This window comes from Tessaracoccus sp. SD287, from assembly GCF_017355265.1.
Lineage (GTDB): Bacteria > Actinomycetota > Actinomycetes > Propionibacteriales > Propionibacteriaceae > Aestuariimicrobium.
Window position 1 is genome coordinate 1 of sequence record NZ_JADIJQ010000022.1, and the last position, 16,868, is coordinate 16,868.

A 16,868-nucleotide genomic window follows, 5' to 3' on the forward strand; every position below is an offset into this window, starting at 1 on the left:
TCGTCGGCAGTGTCAGCTGTGTATAAGAGGTGCCGCCACCGGTGCCGAAACCGCCACCGCCGCCGGAGCCCGGGCCACCGGCACTCAGACCGGAGCCGCTCGGGCTGGTGAAGCTCGGGGTGGTCCCGGTGTTGGGGTCGACACCGGTGAACGAACTCGAGCCGGGACCGTTCGGGGTCGAGTCGAGGTGGTCGGGAATGCCGTCACCGTCAGCGTCGGGCTGGTAGCCATTCGGGGTCGAGTCGAGGTGGTCGGGAATGCCGTCACCGTCAGCGTCGGGCTGGTAGCCATTCGGGGTCGCATCCAGGTGATCAGGAATGCCGTCACCATCAGCGTCGGGCTGGTAGCCGTTCGGTGTCGCATCCAGGTGATCAGGAATCCCGTCACCATCAGCGTCGGGCTGGTAGCCATTCGGGGTCGCATCCAGATGATCAGGAATGCCGTCACCATCAGCGTCGGACTCCGAGCTGGGCCAGGTGTCGGGAATGCCGTCACCGTCGGTGTCAATGCCGCCACCGGCGAAGGTGTCGGCGATGCCGTCACCGTCGGTGTCGACGCCGCCCAGCCCACCACCGGAACCGGCAGCGAAGGTTCCGCCACCGAGCCCGCCGGCACCTAGACCGCCGCCCCCGGCACCGAGACCGCCGCCACCAATCCCACCGCCGAGTCCGCCGACACCGCCGCCACCGCCGCCACCGGCGGGCACGACACCTCCGGCAACGCCAACCGGGCCACCACCGATGCCCATACCGCCGGCTGGGGCGACCCCGCCGGGACCGAGCCCCATACGACCCGCGGCCCCTCCGCCGCCGGCGCCACCTGCCATGCCCATCGGCGGCATCATCATCGGCGATCCCCCACCGCCGCCCTTGTTCTTGCCGCCGGCGGTGCCGTTGGGGTCAAGGAGCGCTTCGTAGATGTCGAGATCGCCGAGCTCGTCGTCGGAGTCGGCACGGTAGCCCTCGACCCCACTCATCTGGGCGCGTCGCAGCTGCTGTTCCTGGTCGTCGGGGTGACTGCTCATCAGATCCCTTTCCTCACTTGAAGCCGCGGCGCATCATGGCCAGCAGCTCGTGTCGGTTGTCACTCATTTCGTGCTGCAGTCGGTCACGTTCGCCGGGCTCGTAGGTGGGCGGGACGAACTGGGCCTTGGCGTCCTGGTGTGCCCGGACGACCGCGTCGCTGATCTGCCGGATGCGGGCTGCCTCGAGCCACTGCTTGCCGAACTCGATGCGTTCCAGCTGTCCGTGGACGTTCAGCGTGATGGCGACGGACCGGTCGGGGGCGACACCGGTGGCCGACTGGCCGACCCACCGGCCGTCGGACTCGGGGCCGAGTTGGGCCAGTTGCGATCGAATCCGCTCGTTGCGTTGGCACAGTTCCCACATGGTGTCCCAGTGCAGCGGACGCTTCGCGGTCCGGTCGTCTGCTGCCAGTGACTCGGCGGGCAGCAGGTCACGGAAGTAGTTGTTGATCTGCAGGAACACCAGGCCGAAGGCCGCTTCGAGGCCCTGCTTCCCGACGCGATCACGCCAACTGGGGCTCATCCGCACCTTGTTGATGGTGACCGTCTCGTCGACCCACACCCTGACTGCTCCGTGCGGGTCGCTGAACCCGCGGGCCGCTGTCCAGGGACCGGTGTGTTCGAGCGCATCCGCCTCTTCGGGCTCTTCCTCACCGAAGCTCGCACTCGGCGCGGTCATCGGATCCAGCTCGTCGAACTCGTCATCGAGGTTCAAATCGGCGACCTCCCTCCAACTCGTCACTCGACACCTTCCGTCTGAGCATGTGGACCATCTAAGCAAACCTGCGGGTCACGGCAACGGTCGTCGGACGCCGCTGGCGGCACACCGGTTCCCACGCTGCGGGCTCAGTTCAGTTCAGGGTCTTCGGTCCAGGTGGAGTACCAGGCGGTCTCCCCGCCCTGGCGCCGCAGCACGCGGCGCCACAGGTCCTCCTGGTCGGAGCCGAACACGTCCGCCTCCGTGGAGGGGAAGCGGTGCCAGGAGCCCTGCAACATTTCGCCCTCGAGCTGTCCGGCCTCCCAGCCGGCGTAGCCGGCGAAGATCCGCAGGTCGGAGTAGGCGCCCTCGGCGATCTCGACGGGGGTGTCCAGGTGCAGCAGGCCAATGTCACCGCGGACGCGGCGCCAGCCCGGCGGGTCCTCATGGGGGTTCAGCAGACGGGCGACGCAGACCGCACCGTTGGGTGAGACCGGTCCCCCGGCGAACAACACCCGCGGGGGGCTGACCAGTTCACTCCACTGGGGCAGCACCTCCTCCAGGTCTGCCGGTGCCAGCCGGTTCAGGACCACGCCCAGGGCTCCGCTCTCGTCTGCGTCGAGCAGATAGATCACGGACTGCTTGAAGTAGCCACCGCCGTGTGCGGCTGTGGCCACCAGCAGTTCTCCTGCGCTGGGTCCGGCTGGCATCGTCACATGCCCCATCTTTCCACGTCCTCCGGATCACCGAGGGACCTGTGAACGTGAACGGAAACGACACTGCCCCGGATCCGTGGGGATCCGGGGCAGTGACACTCAGCAGGTTGTGTGCGTGGAGGTGGCGGGAATTGAACCCGCGTCCTCGAGAGGCGAACCAGGGCTTCTCCGGGCGCATCCGACGTTACGTTCTACTTGGCCCCTGCACTCACATCGGCATGTGCAGACAGGCCCAGTCACAGTAAAGTCCCGATCAGCCCCTGCGACGCAGGATGATCAGCAAGCCTTCTTGATGAGGCCAGGGTCCGGACGGAAGGCTACATCCGGTCTGACCCTTCGGTCACTGCTCAGGCAGCGAGAGCGAAGTCTGCGCGATTGTTTTCGGCAGTTATAGGTTTCCAGAGGACATTTACGAGTTGACTCTGGATTCTCGGCCCGCTTCCCCTGGGACTACCGTCCCAAGTCGAAACCAGTCACCCCCTGTTGAGTTGTCCGTCAACCTGAGCCGACGGTGTTCTGCAAGTCTAGCCGCTCCCCGGGCAGACCCACCAACCGATTCCCCAGAACGCGACGTGGTGGGTGGGTCCTGGCCCGAGGGCTGGAGTGCTCAGCGGCCGATGCCGCGGCGGGTGGTCTCGTCCAGGACCCTGAACGGCACCTTGCTCATCACCGGGTTGCTCCAGTTCTCGCCCGAGAAGGCCTTGATGCCGCCGATGACGGTCAGCACGAACCAGGCCATCATCCACAGCCCGCTGAGGAAGCCGATGTCGAGGATGCCGGTGACGATGCCCAGGGCTGCGGCGGCGATGAGCGCGAACAGTTGGAAGTTGAACGCCTTGGCGGCCTGGCTGCGGGCGAAGGAGCCCTTTTCGGAGACGGCGTAGAAGATGCCGGGGCCCAGCAGCGGCGCCGGGATGGAGGACCAGTGGGCGAGTCCAGCGACCAACCGTCCGCTGGCACCGTCGGCGTTCTGGTTGACCACCGGCAGGTAGGCCGGGTGGGTCGCCAGCGCCTGCTGGGTGGGGGTGGTGCGCACCAGACCCTCGAAGGCGCCGTTGAGGTCACGCCGGTTGCGCGCGTTGAGTGCCTGCTCGACCCGCATGTCGAACTCGGTCTCGGTCAGTCGACCGTCCGCATAGGCTTCTTGGAGGTAGTTGATGGCGCGGTCACGCTGGGCGTCGGTGACCAACAGGTTCAGGGAGGGATGTTCGAAGTTGGAGCGGGCATAGGTCGCGTTCATGTCCACCATTCTCCTCCATCGTGGGTGGCGCCAGCCATCGGGCACCACCCTGACCGGCCCCCGATCCGGCGCGACGGCGGCGGTGGCGGCTAGGCTCGGGGCCATGACTGACAAGCCCGAAATCGACTTCCCCGAGGGTCCCGCGCCCACCGAACTGCAGATCACCGACCTCATCGAGGGCACCGGCGACGAGGCCCAGGCCGGACAGACCGTCGACGTCCACTACGTGGGTGTCGCCTATTCCACCGGCGAGGAGTTCGACGCCAGCTACAACCGTGGCGCCCCGTTGTCGTTCCCGCTCGGAGCCGGCCGCGTCATCCAGGGCTGGGACCAGGGTGTGCAGGGCATGAAGGTCGGCGGACGACGCCAGCTGGTCATCCCGCCGCACCTGGCCTACGGCGACCGCGGCGCCGGCGGCGTCATCGGACCCGGCGAGACGCTGATCTTCGTCTGCGACCTGGTCGCGGTGCGCTGAGGCCGTTTCGCTCGTCACCGTTCCACCCGACGGGGCCGCTTCGGCGGCCCCGTTTCCATGCCCGATGCGGGAGTCCCACGGGCCGCAGGGGTCGCAGCGCTCACCAGGAACTGGCTGACCCCCCGCCACCGCCGCCGCCGGAGGAGATGCCGCCGCCACCGAAGCTGGATCCACCACCGAAGCCGGTGCCGGACAGTCCACCGCCGGAACTCGGCGCCGGCGCAGCGACGGTGTTGAGCGAGTTCAGCATGCTGCTGATCAGGTACAGGTCGCTCAGCGTCGCGCCCGACCAGGTGGGAGCCGGCATCCGGCCGGACTCGACCAACGGCGTGCACACCTCCACCCAGCGGTCGGCGACGTCGAAGATGATGGCCCAGGGCAGGTACTTGGAGAAGATGTCCTCCCCCTCCTCGAATTGCAGCTGTTCGGTCTCGGCCGTGGTGAGGTACAGCTCGAAGCCCTCGATCTGGTCGGTGACGGCTCGTCCGACGGCGGTGCGCTGACCCCGCCGCAGCCGTCTGCTGACCACCCCCACGACCAGGACCATCCCGGCGACGGTCGCCAGCAACGGCCACAGGGTCATCAGGCTGGCGCCGGCGGCCGGGATGAGGAAGAACAGAACGCCGAACAGTCCCCCGCAGCCGGACAGGGCCTTGGTGCGCGGCACGTCGGTGAACCAGCCCCGGCTGCTGACCTGGTTGGTGACCGAGGTGACCATGGCGCGGTGGGCTGCCTCCATGGACCCTCGGGCGGACAGTTGCACCCATCCGCCGGGCGGGGCGTCGGCGAACACCGCCCTGATCAGGACACTCTCGTGCGGTGCCCGCACCTTGGCGGCGTCCACCAGCCGCAGGTACAGGTCGCTGCCGCGTCCCTGACGCATCTCGAGGACTCCCCGCACGGCCAGGTCGACCAGGGTCGCGGTGGTCTCGCGCACGTCCACCTGTCCGTCCACCAGCAGTCCGGCCTCGGCCACCGGTATCCGAGGTGGCGAGAAGGCGACCGGCACCTCGATGGGGTCGCTCAACCTGACCGGGACGTGGCTGTGGGCCGGCGGGACCACACCGGGCGGCACCCCCTGGAAGCGCAGGTCTCGTCCCTTGCGACGCACGACGACCGCCCCGACCGCACCGGCGGCGGCGGTGGCCGCCAGCGGCAGCGCGGCCGCTGCTGCGCCCGGGACGGCGGTGTCGATGCGGGTGCTGGTCGACGCCTTCGGCTGCAGGTCCGGCAGCGGGTTGGCCACCTGCCCGCTGGCCAGTTTCACGGCGATGGTGGTGACGTCACCACTGACCCGGTTCTGCTCGGTGAACAGCGCCTTTGTGCCGACGATGGTGGCACTGGTGCAGTCGTTGGTGCCGCCGGCCGGCCCGCTGGAGCAGGCCACTTGTCGGGCTCCCCCGGGCACCTCGACCGAGGCGCTCACCACCTTCGTCGAGGGCGCCTCACCCGAGAGCAGGTCCCACGAGAACTCGTCGTAGTCGGCGAAGCTTCGCATGGCCCCGCGGACGGTGTAGCTGATCGTGTACGTGGCGGTGTCGGCGGCGATGGTGCGGTCCTGTGACCCGATGCGGATGCTCAGCAGGCGGTTGCGGCCGCGGCTGTCCTGGCTGGTGCGGAACTCCTCGGAGGCGTCGGGAGAACTGACGGTGATGTCGCTGATGGTGTAGACCGCGTCCTGCTCGTCGTCCCACGGCTCGCGGGTCACCAGGCTGCGGATGATCCCGTGGCGTCCCGAGTTGGACCCGAAGCGGTAGGTGAGGGTCTCGGTGACGTGGACGAGGCCCTGATCGTCGACCTGGATGGTGAAGCGCCAGGAGTCCACGGTGTCGCCCGCGGCCTGGGCGGGATGCGCCGGCAGGCCGACGAACATCGCCACGGTGAGCGCCAGGGCGGCGAGCAGCCTGAGCACGCGGCCCAGCGGGCCGACCACCGCTGGCGGAGCAGGGCGCACGGTTCAGCCCCGACGACGTTGGCGTTCGGCCAGTTCGCGCTGCGCGTCGCGATCCATGTCCCGGGCCGCGATGGCCTGGCGCTTGTCCCAGGCCTTCTTGCCGGTCGCGACGGCGATCTCGCACTTGGCGTAGCCGTCGGAGAAGTAGATGGCCAGCGGAATCAGCGTGCGGCCCGAGTTGTCGGTCTCACGGGCCAACTTGTCGATCTCGCGGCGGTTCAACAGCAGCTTGCGGGTGCGACGGGTGGCGTGGTTCGTCCAGGTGCCGAAGGCGTACTCAGGGATGTGGGCGTTGCGCAGCCACACCTCGCCGTCGTCGACCGTGGCGAAGGCGTCGGCCAGCGACGCCCGTCCCAGACGCAGCGACTTGACCTCGGTGCCGGTCAGCACCATCCCCGCTTCGAAGCGGTCGCCCAGGTGGTAGTCGTGTGACGCCTTCTTGTTCTGTGCGACCAGCTTGCGGCCCTTTTCGCGCGGCACCCGTTGCCCCTTCCCTGAAGCGATCGGCTCAAGACTAGCAACCGGGCCCGACACCGGAGCACTGCATTTCTGGCGCGCCAGCCGAAACCCCCGGAACGCACGCGCGCCCCGCATCCCGGGGGATGCGAGGCGCGTAGGTGGCCCGGAGGGGGTGGGCAGTGCTCAGTACAGGCTCATCGGGTTGACCAGGCTGCCGTTGGCCCACGCCATGAAGTGCAGGTGGCAGCCGGTGGAGTAGCCGGTGGAACCGACGTAGCCGACGACCTGGCCCTGACTGACCCGCTGTCCCACGCTGACGATGTAGCGGGTGGCGTGGTTGTAGGAGGTGGTGACGTAGCGACCGCCGATGCTGCCGTGGTCGATGATCAGCCGGTTGCCGTAGCCGCTGTTGAAGTACTTCTCCTCGACGACGCCGGCGGCTGCTGCCTTGATGGGCGCGCCACAGGCCGCACCGAAGTCGGTGCCGTCGTGCAGCTTCCAGTACCGCAGGATGGGGTGGAATCGCTGGCCGTAGGAGGAGGTGATGACCGCACCCGACGGGTAGATGAACGAGCGTGAGGGACGCGAGGTCGTCGTCGCCTTTGACCCGCTGGAGGTGCTGGCCTGCTTCTTGGCGACCACGGCTTCGGCCTCGGCCTTGGCGGCGGCAGCGTTGGCGGCGGCCTTCTTGGCGGCCGACGCCTTGGCAGCGGCTGCGCGGGCAGCGGCGGCCTTGCGCTCAGCCTCCTTGGCGCGCTCCGCGGCAGCCCTGGCGCGTGCCTCGGCCTCGGCCTTCGCCCGGGCCTCGGCGGCCTTCTGGGCGGCGATGCGGTCGGCGATGCGCTTGGCGACCGTCTTGCCCTCGGCCTCGAGCTGGGCCTGGTTCTGCTGCTCGGCGGCGACAGCGGCATCAGCGGCCGACTTGGCCTGCTCATTGGCGGCCACCGCCGACGCCTTCGCGTCGCGGGCCCCCTGGCTGGCCGCACGGGCCGCGGCGGACTCGTCGTAGGCCTGCTTGGCGGCCTGGCGCTTGGCGGCGACCTCGGCCTCGGCGTCGGTGGCCTTCTGCTCGGCGGCGTCGGCGGCGAATTGCAGGGCGCGCAGGCGGTCGAGCTTGGCCTGGGTGGAGTCCATCAGGGTTTTCGACCACTGCACCCGCTGGTTGAGGCTGGCCATGTCGGAGTTGCTGGTGAGCACGGCCAGGCCGAGCAGGTCGGTGCGCTGCTGCTGAGTCTGCACCACGGTGCGTCCGACGGTCTTCATCCACTCCTGGACGGCGGCCTCGGCTTTGGCGGCCTCGGCCTTGGCGGCAGCCAGCTGCTGCTGGGCCACGACCAGGGCGGCTGCGGCGGCGCTGTCCTTGGCTGCGGCGGCGGCCTCGGCCTGCTCGGCCGCGGCGAGTTGGCCCTCGGCCTGGCTCAGCTGGGTCTGCGAGGCCTGCAGCGCGGCGGCGGCCTTGGCGGCCGACTCGTTGCGGTCGTGCAGGTCCTGCTTGGACTGCGCGAGCTGGGTCTCGATCTCCTTCTTCCGGTCGTCGAGCTTGTCGGCGTGGGCCAAGGGGGTGACCAGACCCAGGAGCAGGACGGTGAGTCCCACCACCACGGTGCGCCAGACACGGCGGACTCTGAAGACGTCGATGAAGCTGTTTCGCGGGCTGCTGTCGTTAGCGGGGGGAAGGTCCCGGTTCACAGTGTTACCCCAATCCAGTACCGCCAAGGGCTAGACCCTCAGGTACTTCCTGGTTGCAAGAATTGTGGGAATGATAGACAGCGCGATGGCAACCAAAGCAACCGCTCCCATGGCAATCCCCGCGTGGGACCAGTCAATCCATTGCAAACTCTGGATCGAGACTTGAGCGTTTCGCTGCACGATCAGCTCGAAGCCCAGTGCCAGCGTGGCGCAGGCCATCACGGCCCCCACCAGCCCGGTGATCAGGCTCTCCAGCAGGAAGGGAGCCATGATGTAGAAGTTCGAGGCCCCGACGAATCGCATGATGCCGAGCTCGCGTCGACGCGAGAAGGCGGCAATGCGAATGGAGTTGGCGATCTGCAATGAGGCGGCCACCAGCAGCAGCACCGACATGCCGATTGCGCCCCATTGGACGGCATTCAGCCAGCGGAAAATCGGGTCGAGCACGGTGTGCATGTCGACCACGTTCTGCACTCCGTCCAGCCCCAACGCCTCGGTCACCACCCCCTGGTAGTTCTCGGGGTTGACCAGCTTGATCTTGAACGAGTCCTGCATCTGCTCGACCGACACCGTCTCCAGCAGCGGCGAATCCTTGAAGACCTCGCGGTACTCGTCGTAGGCCTCCTGCTTGGTGACGTAGTAGACCTGCTCCACCTCGGGGTTGGCCTTGAGTGCGGCCTCGATCTGGGTGCGCTGGTCCTCGGTGGTGCCGGCACCGGGCTGGCAGTTGCCGCCCGAGGAGTCGGGCACGCACAGGAAGACCGACAGTTCGATCTTGTCGTACCAGCGGCCCTTGACCAGGTCGATCTGCTGGGCGGCCATCAGGCCGGCGCCGAACAGGGTCAGCGAGACCCAGATGGTGACGATCACCGACAGGGTCATCGTCAGGTTGCGTCGCAGCCCCGACCAGGTTTCGCGCAGTGTGTGTCGCATGAAATGTTGCCTCCCTCGTCCCGGCGTCCGCTCAGGCGGTGCCGTAGACGCCCTTCAACTGGTCGCGGATGACCTGGCCCTTGTCCAGTTCGATGACGCGTCGCCGCATCTGGTCGACGATGGTCGAGTCGTGGGTGGCCATGATGACGGTCGTGCCGGTCTTGTTGATCCGGTCCAGCAGCTTCATGATGCCGACGCTGGTGGACGGGTCGAGGTTGCCGGTGGGCTCGTCGGCGATCAGGATCTTCGGACGGTTCACGAAGGCACGGGCGATGGCCACGCGCTGCTGCTCACCGCCGGAGAGCTCCTCGGGCAGGCGGTCCGCCTTGCCGGTCAGCCCGACGGTCTCCAGGGTCTCGGGCACGATCTGCTTGATCTCCGAGGTGCGCTTGCCGATCACCTGCAGGGCGAAGGCGACGTTCTCGTGGACCGTCTTGCCGGGCAGCAGGCGGAAGTCCTGGAAGACGGTGCCGATCTGGCGGCGCAGTCCCGGCACCTTCCAGGTGCTCAGCTTGTTGAGGTCCTGGCCGGCGACGTAGATCGCGCCGGTGGTGGGACGGTACTCCCGAAGAATCAGCCGGATGAAGGTCGACTTGCCCGAGCCGGACTGGCCGACGAGGAAGACGAACTCCCCCTTGTCGATCTCGACGCTGACGTTCTTCAGTGCTGGTCTGGTGCCACCGTCATACATCTTGCTGACGTTCTCGAACGTGATCACACTGCATCCTCACCGGGGTGGACAATGGGGGGAAGTTTCCTGAGATTTCCTCAGCCGGCTCTGCGCCAGTCTAGGCGAGCGCTTCCACCCCGTGGTGCAACCCCGCCTGCGTGTCAGGCGTCTTGCTCGGTGCGGCGCCACCTAATGCCTGCGTCGATGAACCCGTCAATGTCTCCGTCGAAGACGTTGTCGGGGTTGCCCACCTCGTGGTCGGTGCGCAGGTCCTTGACCATCTGGTAGGGGTGCAGCACGTAGGAGCGCATCTGCGAGCCCCACGAGTTGCCGCCGTCGCCCTTGAGTTCCTTCATCTCGGCCAGCTTCTCCTGGCGGGCTCGCTCCAGCAGGCGCGACTGCAGCACCTTCATCGCGGCCACCTTGTTCTGCAGCTGCGACTTCTCGTTCTGGCAGCTGACCACCACGCCGGTGGGGATGTGGGTCAGGCGCACGGCGGAGTCGGTGGTGTTGACCGACTGGCCGCCGGGCCCGGAGCTGCGGAAGACGTCGACGCGGATGTCGTTCTCGGGAATGTCGATGTGGTCGGTGTCCTCGGTGACCGGCAGCACCTCGACGCCGGCGAAGGAGGTCTGGCGGCGGCCCTGGTTGTCGAAGGGCGAGATGCGGACGAGGCGGTGGGTGCCGGCCTCGACCGACAGCGTGCCGTAGGCGTAGGGGGCGTTGACCTGGAAGGTGGCCGACTTGATGCCGGCCTCCTCGGCGTAGGACACGTCGTAGAGCTGGAACTTGTGGTGGTGGCGCTCGGCCCAGCGGGTGTACATGCGCAGCAGCATCTGGGCGAAGTCGGAGGCGTCGACACCACCGGCCTCGGCGCGGATGGTGATCATGGCCTCGCGCTGGTCGTACTCGCCGGACAGCAGGGTGCGCACCTCGAGTGCCGAGATGTCGTTGGACAGCGAGTTGACCTCGGTGAGGGCTTCGGCGGCGGAGTCCTCGTCGGACTCCTCGGCGGCCAGCTCGACCATGATGGCGACGTCGTCCAGCCGGGAGCGCAGTTCCTCGACGCGGTCGACCTCGCTCTGCAAGGCGCTGAGGCGCGAGGTGACGCGCTGGGCGTTGTCGGTGTCGTCCCACAGGTCGGGGGCCGAGACCTGCTCGCCCAGCTCAACGATCTCGGCGCGCTTGGCGTCGAGATTGGCCACCGCCTCGATCGAGCTGAGCTTCTGGTCGAGTTCGGCGATGGTTTCTGGAAGATCTACGAGTGCCACGTTGGCCAACTCTACCGCCTGCACCCGCCATTGCCGCCGATCAGCGGGCCCGGCGAGGGATAACGACACCCCGCGCGCGGGACGACCGCGTCCACTTCCTACTCTTGGTTGCATGCGAAAACTGTTCTGCGTCCTGGCCCTGCTCAGCGTGCTGCTCGTTTCGGCTTGCTCCGCGGAGTCCACCTCGGGCCCTGCCACCAGCACCTCCGGCGACAGCGCGGTGCTGGACCGGCTCGGGTTCGCGGAGCTGAGCGGCAAGCAGATCGTCGAGAAGTTGGACACCAGTCCTGATGCACGCCCGATGGCCTTTTCCGCCTCGGTGCGTCCCGGCGGCGTCATGCTCGCCGACGACCAGGGCGAGGTGACGGTGCCGCTGCCGGCCGACGAGTTCTACCTGTCCGTGGCCCCCTACGTCACCCGGACCCATCCCTGCCACTTCCACTCACTGGCGACCTGCAACGGGGAACTCAAGGGCGTCGACATTGCCGTGAAGATCACCGCCGCCGACGGCACCGTGCTGGTCGACGAGCAGACCACCACCCACACCGGCAACGGTTTCATTGGCTACTGGGTGCCCCGCGGACAGACCGGGACCGTGCAGATCACCACGGCCGATGGCAAGTCGGGCAGCGCTGCCTTCAGCGCGGTCACCGACGAGGACGCGACCTGCATGACCACCCTGCAGGTGCGCTGAGCCGAGCCCCCTGAGCGCCCGAATGAGGCGGCGGCCCGGCTTGCTACAGTGCTGCCTGTGGGGCGCATAGCTCAGTTGGTTAGAGCGCCTGCCTTACAAGCAGGATGTCGGGGGTTCGAGTCCCTCTGCGCCCACTCCAGGCAGTTCTGCCGGGGGACTCCCGTGGAGCGATCCAGCTCCTACCACTGCGACGTGGAAGGCGTGGTCTCGGCAGCTCGCCGCGCCGGCTGCGGGACTCTTGGGCAGCCGTTAGGCATCTCGGTGGGCGAGGCCCCGGCATGCATCTGGGCGCTAGGTTTGGCGCATGGGCACAGGTGAGCTCGCGCGGACACCAGAGCAGTTCTTCAACGGGCTCCCCGAGGGGCTCAGGCTGTATCGAGCAGTGGAGCAGGCCGTCGGCGCGATCGGTGAGGTGTCCATCACGGTGACGAAGAGCCAGATCGCGTTTGGGCGCCGGAAGCGGTTCGCCTACCTCTGGCGTCCAGGCCAGTACCTGCGCAGCGACGTGCCCGCAGTGCTGTCCATCGCCCTGCCCTATGAGGTGGCTTCCCCTCGGTTCAAGCAGGTCTCGCACCCCTCCCCCACGGTATGGATGCACCACCTCGAGTTGAACCTCGTCGACGAGATTGATGAGGAGGTCCGTGGCTGGCTGGCCAACGCCTTTGACAGTGCGGGTTAAGGCTCGCTCAGCCTTCACCGAGCAGATGACGAGGTTGCCGACACTGTGTCGATAAGATGGTCCCATGGAAATCCTCAAGAACCTTGTCCTGGCCCTTCACATCATCGGCGTCGCCGCCATCCTGGGCGGGGTGATCTACCAGAGCAAGGATCTGCGCACCGGCGGCGGCCGCGTGCTGCCGGCCATGATGCACGGGGCGTGGACGATGCTGGTCACCGGTATCGCGCTGGTCGGCCTTCAGTACCCCCTGGACAACGAGGTCAACAACGCCAAGATCTCGGTGAAACTGGCCGTTCTCATCGTCCTCATCGTGGTGGCATGGATCAACCGCAAGCGCGAGACGCTCGCCGGCTGGGTGCTGCCGATGATCGGAATGCTCACCGTGGTCAACGTCCTGCTCGCCACCGTCTGGAAGTAACCCGGGCACGCTGGCAGCGGACCAGGCGCCCCGGATGCCGAAGATCTCTGCTGCCAGCGTGGACGAACACCGCGCCTTCCGACGCACCGCGCTCCTGCGGTCCGGCAAGGCCATCGTCGCCGAGGCGGGCCTGTCCGTTTCGGTGGCAGCAAGGAACCGCCTCCTTCGTGCGCACGGTGCGGATGTTCCTCAGCTACGGTCCGGCGTGCGTCGACGTCGCCTCAGCCAATGGCCGAAACCACAGCGGCCAGCATTCGTCGCCAATTGTTCACCAGGGCGCCAGATGAGCCGATGCACAGGCCGCTAGCGTCGAAAGCATGACCCTCAACAACCTTTCCCGTCGTGTCGTACTGGGCGCCGCCGCTGCTGTGCCGGTCGCAGGACTGTCCGGGCGCGCAAGCGCCGCCCCAGCCAGCACCTTCCGGGTTGCCGTGGCCACCAACGAGCCCTACGGCACCTACCACGTCAAGCCCGTGCTGGACGATGTCATCGCCCGCGGCGGCACGCTGGTGCAGATCGTGCCCGACCTGAGCGCCATCGGAACTGGCGACCCGGTGCCGGTCCTCACCCTCGACCAGGCCCGTGGGCAGGACTTCGACCTGCTCGTGGTCAATGGGGCGACCCAGTGGCCGGCCACCGTGGCCGAGGCACTCCCCGGGATGCCGGTGGTCGCCAGTTCACTGGCCTACCTGCGGGCCGAGTTGGCTCCCTTCGCCGAAGTGATTCGTCCGCGGCTGATCGGCGTCACGGCCAGCTCGGCGGCCGAGGCGCAGACCTTCGCCGGGCACCTGGGAATCGACCAGAACAGGATCCGAATCGTCGGGATTCCCGAGCTCGACACGCTGCCCACCTGGAACCCGGAGCCGGAGACGGTGCTAGTGCTCACCAGCGTTACCTACCCCTCAGCCACCGGCGGCGCCGCGCCCGGCACCCAACTGTTGCTGGACTCCGCCCACGCCCTGGCAGATGCGGGATGGCACGTGCTGGTCGGGCTGCACCCACGCGAGGACCGCACGTTGTGGGACGAGTTCGAGATCGCCGAGGAGGGGTCGCTCGCGGCCTCTGCCCGCGCGCAGGTTGCCGTCGGCATCCCCGGGTCGGTCTTCCCGAAGATTGCCGCGGTCGGGGTGCCGCTGGTGGCCACGATCGACCCGGCCCTCAACGTGCCCGCCTACCTGCTGGGCCTGGCCACCCCCGCAACCACCGTCGCCGAAGTCGTCACTACAGTGGAGCGGGCGACCCCCTTGGACAGGAAGGACCTCAAGGAGGTCGTCGGCCCGTTGGGCCGCGCCGGGAAGACCCTCGCGCAGTACTGGTTCGCCGCGAGCCGCCACCGCTGAAAGACCCCATGAGGGCCCAGCTCGCATTGTTCGTCAGCGAGCTGGGCCTTCAGCGGACCCGCCGCCCCGGGACGGACCTGAGGCGCATAATGAGCGGATGCCGAAGATCTCTGCTGCCACCGTGGACGAACACCGCGCCAGCCAACGCACCGCACTCCTGCGGTCCGGCGAGGCCATCCTCGCCGAGGCGGGCGTGTCAGGCGTGACGCCGCGAGCGGTCTGCGAACGGGTGGGGCTGGGTCGCTCGAGCTTCTACGACTACTTCCCCACCAAGGACGACCTGCTGGTGGCCATCGCCATCGACGCCATCGAGAGGTGGGACGCAGAGCTCGAGCAGGTCCTCAGCGGGGTGGAGTCGGGGCTTCCCGCATTGCGCGCCCTGGTCGAGGCGACCATGGCAATGGCCGCCAGCGGCAGGCACGCGATCGCGGGCACCTTGCGCGAGGCCCAGCTCAGCCCCCAGCGCTTCGAGGACTTGATGACCCTGCACGACGCGCTCCTGCGCCCGGTCGTCCAGGTGCTGTCGGGGCTGGGCGTCCCCGACCCCGCCCACTGGACGATGCTGGTCCAGGGCGTCCTCGGCGCCGGCGTCCAGCTCGTGGAACACGGGACCGACCACCAGCGCGTCGCGGCCGACGTCCTGACCCTGCTGGTCACCGGGCTGCCGCGCTGACGACGGGCACGTCCTGATTTGATCCGACGGAACCAGGGGTGGCATCATCGAAGTTACCGACACCGTGTCGGCACCTTCGGTGCGGGACCCCCATGTTCCTTGCTCTGCGCGAACTGAGATTCGCTCGCGGACGGTTTGCGCTGATGGGCACCGTGATCGCCTTGATCTCCGTGCTCGTCGTGCTGCTGTCCGGTCTGTCCTCCGGTCTGGTCAACGACGGCGTCTCCGGTCTCAAGGCGATGCCGGCCACCGCATTCGCCTTCGACGAGGGCACCCGGACGGACAACGCCTTCAGTCGCTCCGTCGTTGACGACAAACAGTTGACGACCTGGCAGCAGGCACCCGGTGTCCAGGCGGCTGAACCGATGGGGGTCAGCATCGTCAACGCCACCACCAACGACGGCACCCAGATCGACCTCACCCTGTTCGGCATCGAACCCGGAGGTTTCCTCTCGCCCGCGACCTCGTCGGGCGACGGGTTCGGCCCTCTCAACGGGATCGTGGTCTCACCCACGCTGCAGGATTCCGGAGTCCAGATCGGCACCGTCGTGACGCTCGAACGCATTGGCCTCGAGCTGACCGTGATCGGCTTCACCGACGGCCAGGCAACCTTTGGCCACGTCGACGTGGCCTACCTTCCCCTCAACACCTGGCGGCTCATGGCCGCTGGAGCCGCCAGCCCCGGGGCACCCACCCAGCAGCAGGTCGACGCTCTCGACTTTCCGTACTCGAGCGTCGTCGCCCTCAAGGCCGCCGACGGGGCGGATCTCGACGTCGCTGCCGTCGACTCGGCCGCCAACACCACGACGATGACACTCACGGAGTCTTTCAACGCCTCCCCGGGCTACGAGGCCGAGACCCTCACGCTCAGCATGATCCAGGTGTTCCTCTACGTCATCTGCGCGCTGGTGGTGGGCGCCTTCTTCACCGTGTGGACCATCCAGCGCACCCATGACATCGCCGTGCTGCGCGCCACCGGCGCCTCCACCCGCTACCTGCTGCGCGACGGTCTGAGCCAGGCCGGCATCCTGCTGGTCGCGTTCACGGTGATCGGCGTCGCCGCTGGCGTCGGCATGGGAGCAGCGATGCCGGACGCCATGCCGTTCGACCTGGAGGCAGGACCCATCGCGATCGCATCGGTCCTGACGATCGTGCTCGGCCTGCTCGGCGCTGCCGTCGCGGTCCTTCGCATTACCCGCATTGACCCGATCCGCGCCCTGGGAGGCCAACGATGACCAACGACCGCGTTCCTGCCCTCGAGGTCCGCAACGTCGTGATGGAGCTCGGCGACGGCGACTCGCGCGTGCGCGCCCTGGACGACGTCTCACTGACCGTCATGCCCGGCGAACTGGTCGCCATCGTCGGGCCCTCGGGATCGGGCAAGTCCTCACTGCTGGCCAGCGCCGGCGCCCTCACCCGCCCCGACCAGGGCACCGTGCGCGTGCACGGCACCGACCTCGGCACCCTGTCCAGGGCGGCCGCCACCCGATTCCGCCTGCGGACGATTGGCTTCGTGTTCCAGTCCGGCAACCTGCTGGCCGCGCTGACCGCGACCGACCAGTTGCGCCTGGCCGGGCGTCTGGCCGGCAACCGCCACGTGGACACCGACGCCCTGCTCGACGCGGTCGGCATGGGACACCGCGCCGGCCACCGTCCGGGTGAGCTGTCGGGTGGGGAACGTCAGCGGGTGGGCATTGCTCGCGCCCTGGTCAACTCCCCCAGCCTGTTGCTGGTCGACGAGCCCACGGCAGCGCTGGACCGGCGCCGCAGCCACGAAATCGTCCAGCTGCTGGCCGACCAGGCCCACGCCTCCGACGTGGCGGTGGTCATGGTCACCCACGACCGGGACGTTCTCGAGCACTGCGACCGGACCCTCGAGATGGTTGACGGCAGCCTGAGCCAACCCGAGTTGGCCCAGGTGGGGTGAGCCCGGCAC

18 protein-coding genes, 1 tRNA gene and 1 other RNA gene are annotated in these 16,868 nt (G+C 68.0%); 9 read left to right on the forward strand and 11 right to left on the reverse strand.

Features of this window, described 5'->3' with window-relative positions:
* From IPV09_RS14415 to IPV09_RS09680, 5 genes are all read right to left on the reverse strand, one after another.
* A partial coding sequence (locus IPV09_RS14415) for a thrombospondin type 3 repeat-containing protein (RefSeq protein WP_207475035.1) occupies window positions 1–1,024 on the reverse strand: 1,024 nt, incomplete at its 3' end.
* A gap of 13 nt (window positions 1,025–1,037) precedes the next feature.
* Window positions 1,038–1,766, reverse strand: a complete 729-nt coding sequence (locus IPV09_RS09665; protein ID WP_207475036.1) for a YbaB/EbfC family nucleoid-associated protein — start codon at window positions 1,764–1,766, stop codon at window positions 1,038–1,040.
* Window positions 1,767–1,870: 104 nt separating this feature from the next.
* Window positions 1,871–2,446 carry a YqgE/AlgH family protein gene (locus IPV09_RS09670; protein WP_207475037.1) on the reverse strand — a complete coding sequence of 192 codons (576 nt, stop codon included), beginning with the start codon at window positions 2,444–2,446 and terminating at the stop codon, window positions 1,871–1,873.
* A 104-nt stretch (window positions 2,447–2,550) separates the two neighbouring features.
* Window positions 2,551–2,918, reverse strand: a transfer-messenger RNA (tmRNA) gene (gene ssrA / locus IPV09_RS09675).
* Window positions 2,919–3,044: 126 nt separating this feature from the next.
* Window positions 3,045–3,677: a DUF1707 and DUF4870 domain-containing protein gene (locus IPV09_RS09680; RefSeq protein ID WP_207475038.1), complete on the reverse strand. Its 633-nt coding sequence runs from the start codon at window positions 3,675–3,677 to the stop codon at window positions 3,045–3,047.
* Between the two features lie 103 nt (window positions 3,678–3,780).
* Between IPV09_RS09680 and IPV09_RS09685 the strand changes: the two genes are divergently transcribed.
* Window positions 3,781–4,152 (forward strand): FKBP-type peptidyl-prolyl cis-trans isomerase, encoded by a 372-nt coding sequence (locus tag IPV09_RS09685; protein ID WP_207475039.1) that lies wholly within the window; start codon window positions 3,781–3,783, stop codon window positions 4,150–4,152.
* Between the two features lie 100 nt (window positions 4,153–4,252).
* Here the strand turns inward: IPV09_RS09685 and IPV09_RS09690 are convergent, their stop codons facing one another.
* The 6 genes from IPV09_RS09690 to prfB form a co-directional block, all read right to left on the reverse strand.
* Entirely contained in the window at window positions 4,253–6,106 is a 1,854-nt protein-coding gene (locus tag IPV09_RS09690) for a DUF2207 domain-containing protein (RefSeq protein WP_207475040.1), read from the reverse strand.
* 3 nt (window positions 6,107–6,109) lie between these two features.
* Window positions 6,110–6,586, reverse strand: coding sequence for an SsrA-binding protein SmpB (gene smpB, locus IPV09_RS09695; protein WP_207475041.1), 477 nt, complete (start codon window positions 6,584–6,586; stop codon window positions 6,110–6,112).
* A 162-nt stretch (window positions 6,587–6,748) separates the two neighbouring features.
* A complete protein-coding gene (locus IPV09_RS14420) occupies window positions 6,749–8,164 on the reverse strand; it encodes a M23 family metallopeptidase (protein WP_207475042.1) in 1,416 nt (471 codons plus the stop codon).
* A 120-nt stretch (window positions 8,165–8,284) separates the two neighbouring features.
* Entirely contained in the window at window positions 8,285–9,187 is a 903-nt protein-coding gene (ftsX, locus tag IPV09_RS09705; RefSeq protein ID WP_207475043.1) for a permease-like cell division protein FtsX, read from the reverse strand.
* A gap of 31 nt (window positions 9,188–9,218) precedes the next feature.
* Window positions 9,219–9,905, reverse strand: coding sequence for a cell division ATP-binding protein FtsE (ftsE, locus tag IPV09_RS09710; protein WP_207475044.1), 687 nt, complete (start codon window positions 9,903–9,905; stop codon window positions 9,219–9,221).
* 113 nt (window positions 9,906–10,018) lie between these two features.
* Entirely contained in the window at window positions 10,019–11,128 is a 1,110-nt protein-coding gene (prfB, locus tag IPV09_RS09715) for a peptide chain release factor 2 (RefSeq protein WP_207475045.1), read from the reverse strand.
* Window positions 11,129–11,240: 112 nt separating this feature from the next.
* On the opposite strand from prfB, the gene IPV09_RS09720 reads away from it, so the two are divergent.
* The 8 genes from IPV09_RS09720 to IPV09_RS09755 all read left to right on the forward strand — a co-directional run bounded on the left by IPV09_RS09720 (window position 11,241) and on the right by IPV09_RS09755 (window position 16,859).
* Window positions 11,241–11,822: a CueP family metal-binding protein gene (locus tag IPV09_RS09720; RefSeq protein ID WP_207475046.1), complete on the forward strand. Its 582-nt coding sequence runs from the start codon at window positions 11,241–11,243 to the stop codon at window positions 11,820–11,822.
* Window positions 11,823–11,882: 60 nt separating this feature from the next.
* Window positions 11,883–11,956 (forward strand) — tRNA-Val (locus tag IPV09_RS09725).
* A 170-nt stretch (window positions 11,957–12,126) separates the two neighbouring features.
* Window positions 12,127–12,501: a DUF5655 domain-containing protein gene (locus IPV09_RS09730; protein ID WP_207475047.1), complete on the forward strand. Its 375-nt coding sequence runs from the start codon at window positions 12,127–12,129 to the stop codon at window positions 12,499–12,501.
* Between the two features lie 64 nt (window positions 12,502–12,565).
* Complete coding sequence (locus tag IPV09_RS09735) at window positions 12,566–12,919, forward strand: hypothetical protein (protein ID WP_207475048.1); 354 nt, start codon at window positions 12,566–12,568, stop codon at window positions 12,917–12,919.
* Between the two features lie 317 nt (window positions 12,920–13,236).
* Window positions 13,237–14,259: a hypothetical protein gene (locus IPV09_RS09740; protein WP_207475049.1), complete on the forward strand. Its 1,023-nt coding sequence runs from the start codon at window positions 13,237–13,239 to the stop codon at window positions 14,257–14,259.
* 97 nt (window positions 14,260–14,356) lie between these two features.
* Complete coding sequence (locus IPV09_RS09745; protein ID WP_207475050.1) at window positions 14,357–14,932, forward strand: TetR/AcrR family transcriptional regulator; 576 nt, start codon at window positions 14,357–14,359, stop codon at window positions 14,930–14,932.
* A gap of 92 nt (window positions 14,933–15,024) precedes the next feature.
* Complete coding sequence (locus tag IPV09_RS09750) at window positions 15,025–16,167, forward strand: ABC transporter permease (RefSeq protein WP_207475051.1); 1,143 nt, start codon at window positions 15,025–15,027, stop codon at window positions 16,165–16,167.
* On the forward strand, window positions 16,164–16,859 hold the full coding sequence (locus IPV09_RS09755) for an ABC transporter ATP-binding protein (RefSeq protein WP_207475052.1): 696 nt from the start codon (window positions 16,164–16,166) through the stop codon (window positions 16,857–16,859). Before IPV09_RS09750 ends, IPV09_RS09755 begins: the two co-directional genes overlap by 4 nt.
* The last annotated feature ends 9 nt before the right edge of the window (window positions 16,860–16,868 follow it).

Excerpts from the sequence above, each read along its gene's own strand:
- IPV09_RS09750 (WP_207475051.1), top strand. The coding sequence starts at position 15,025 with ATGTTCCTTGCTCTGCGCGAACTGAGATTCGCTCGCGGACGGTTTGCG.
- IPV09_RS09720 (WP_207475046.1), top strand. The coding sequence starts at position 11,241 with ATGCGAAAACTGTTCTGCGTCCTGGCCCTGCTCAGCGTGCTGCTCGTT.
- IPV09_RS09730 (WP_207475047.1), top strand. The coding sequence starts at position 12,127 with ATGGGCACAGGTGAGCTCGCGCGGACACCAGAGCAGTTCTTCAACGGG.
- IPV09_RS09745 (WP_207475050.1), top strand. The coding sequence starts at position 14,357 with ATGCCGAAGATCTCTGCTGCCACCGTGGACGAACACCGCGCCAGCCAA.
- IPV09_RS09735 (WP_207475048.1), top strand. The coding sequence starts at position 12,566 with ATGGAAATCCTCAAGAACCTTGTCCTGGCCCTTCACATCATCGGCGTC.
- IPV09_RS09670 (WP_207475037.1), bottom strand. The coding sequence starts at position 2,446 with ATGGGGCATGTGACGATGCCAGCCGGACCCAGCGCAGGAGAACTGCTG.
- IPV09_RS09685 (WP_207475039.1), top strand. The coding sequence starts at position 3,781 with ATGACTGACAAGCCCGAAATCGACTTCCCCGAGGGTCCCGCGCCCACC.
- IPV09_RS09680 (WP_207475038.1), bottom strand. The coding sequence starts at position 3,677 with ATGAACGCGACCTATGCCCGCTCCAACTTCGAACATCCCTCCCTGAAC.
- IPV09_RS09740 (WP_207475049.1), top strand. The coding sequence starts at position 13,237 with ATGACCCTCAACAACCTTTCCCGTCGTGTCGTACTGGGCGCCGCCGCT.
- IPV09_RS09755 (WP_207475052.1), top strand. The coding sequence starts at position 16,164 with ATGACCAACGACCGCGTTCCTGCCCTCGAGGTCCGCAACGTCGTGATG.
- ftsX (WP_207475043.1), bottom strand. The coding sequence starts at position 9,187 with ATGCGACACACACTGCGCGAAACCTGGTCGGGGCTGCGACGCAACCTG.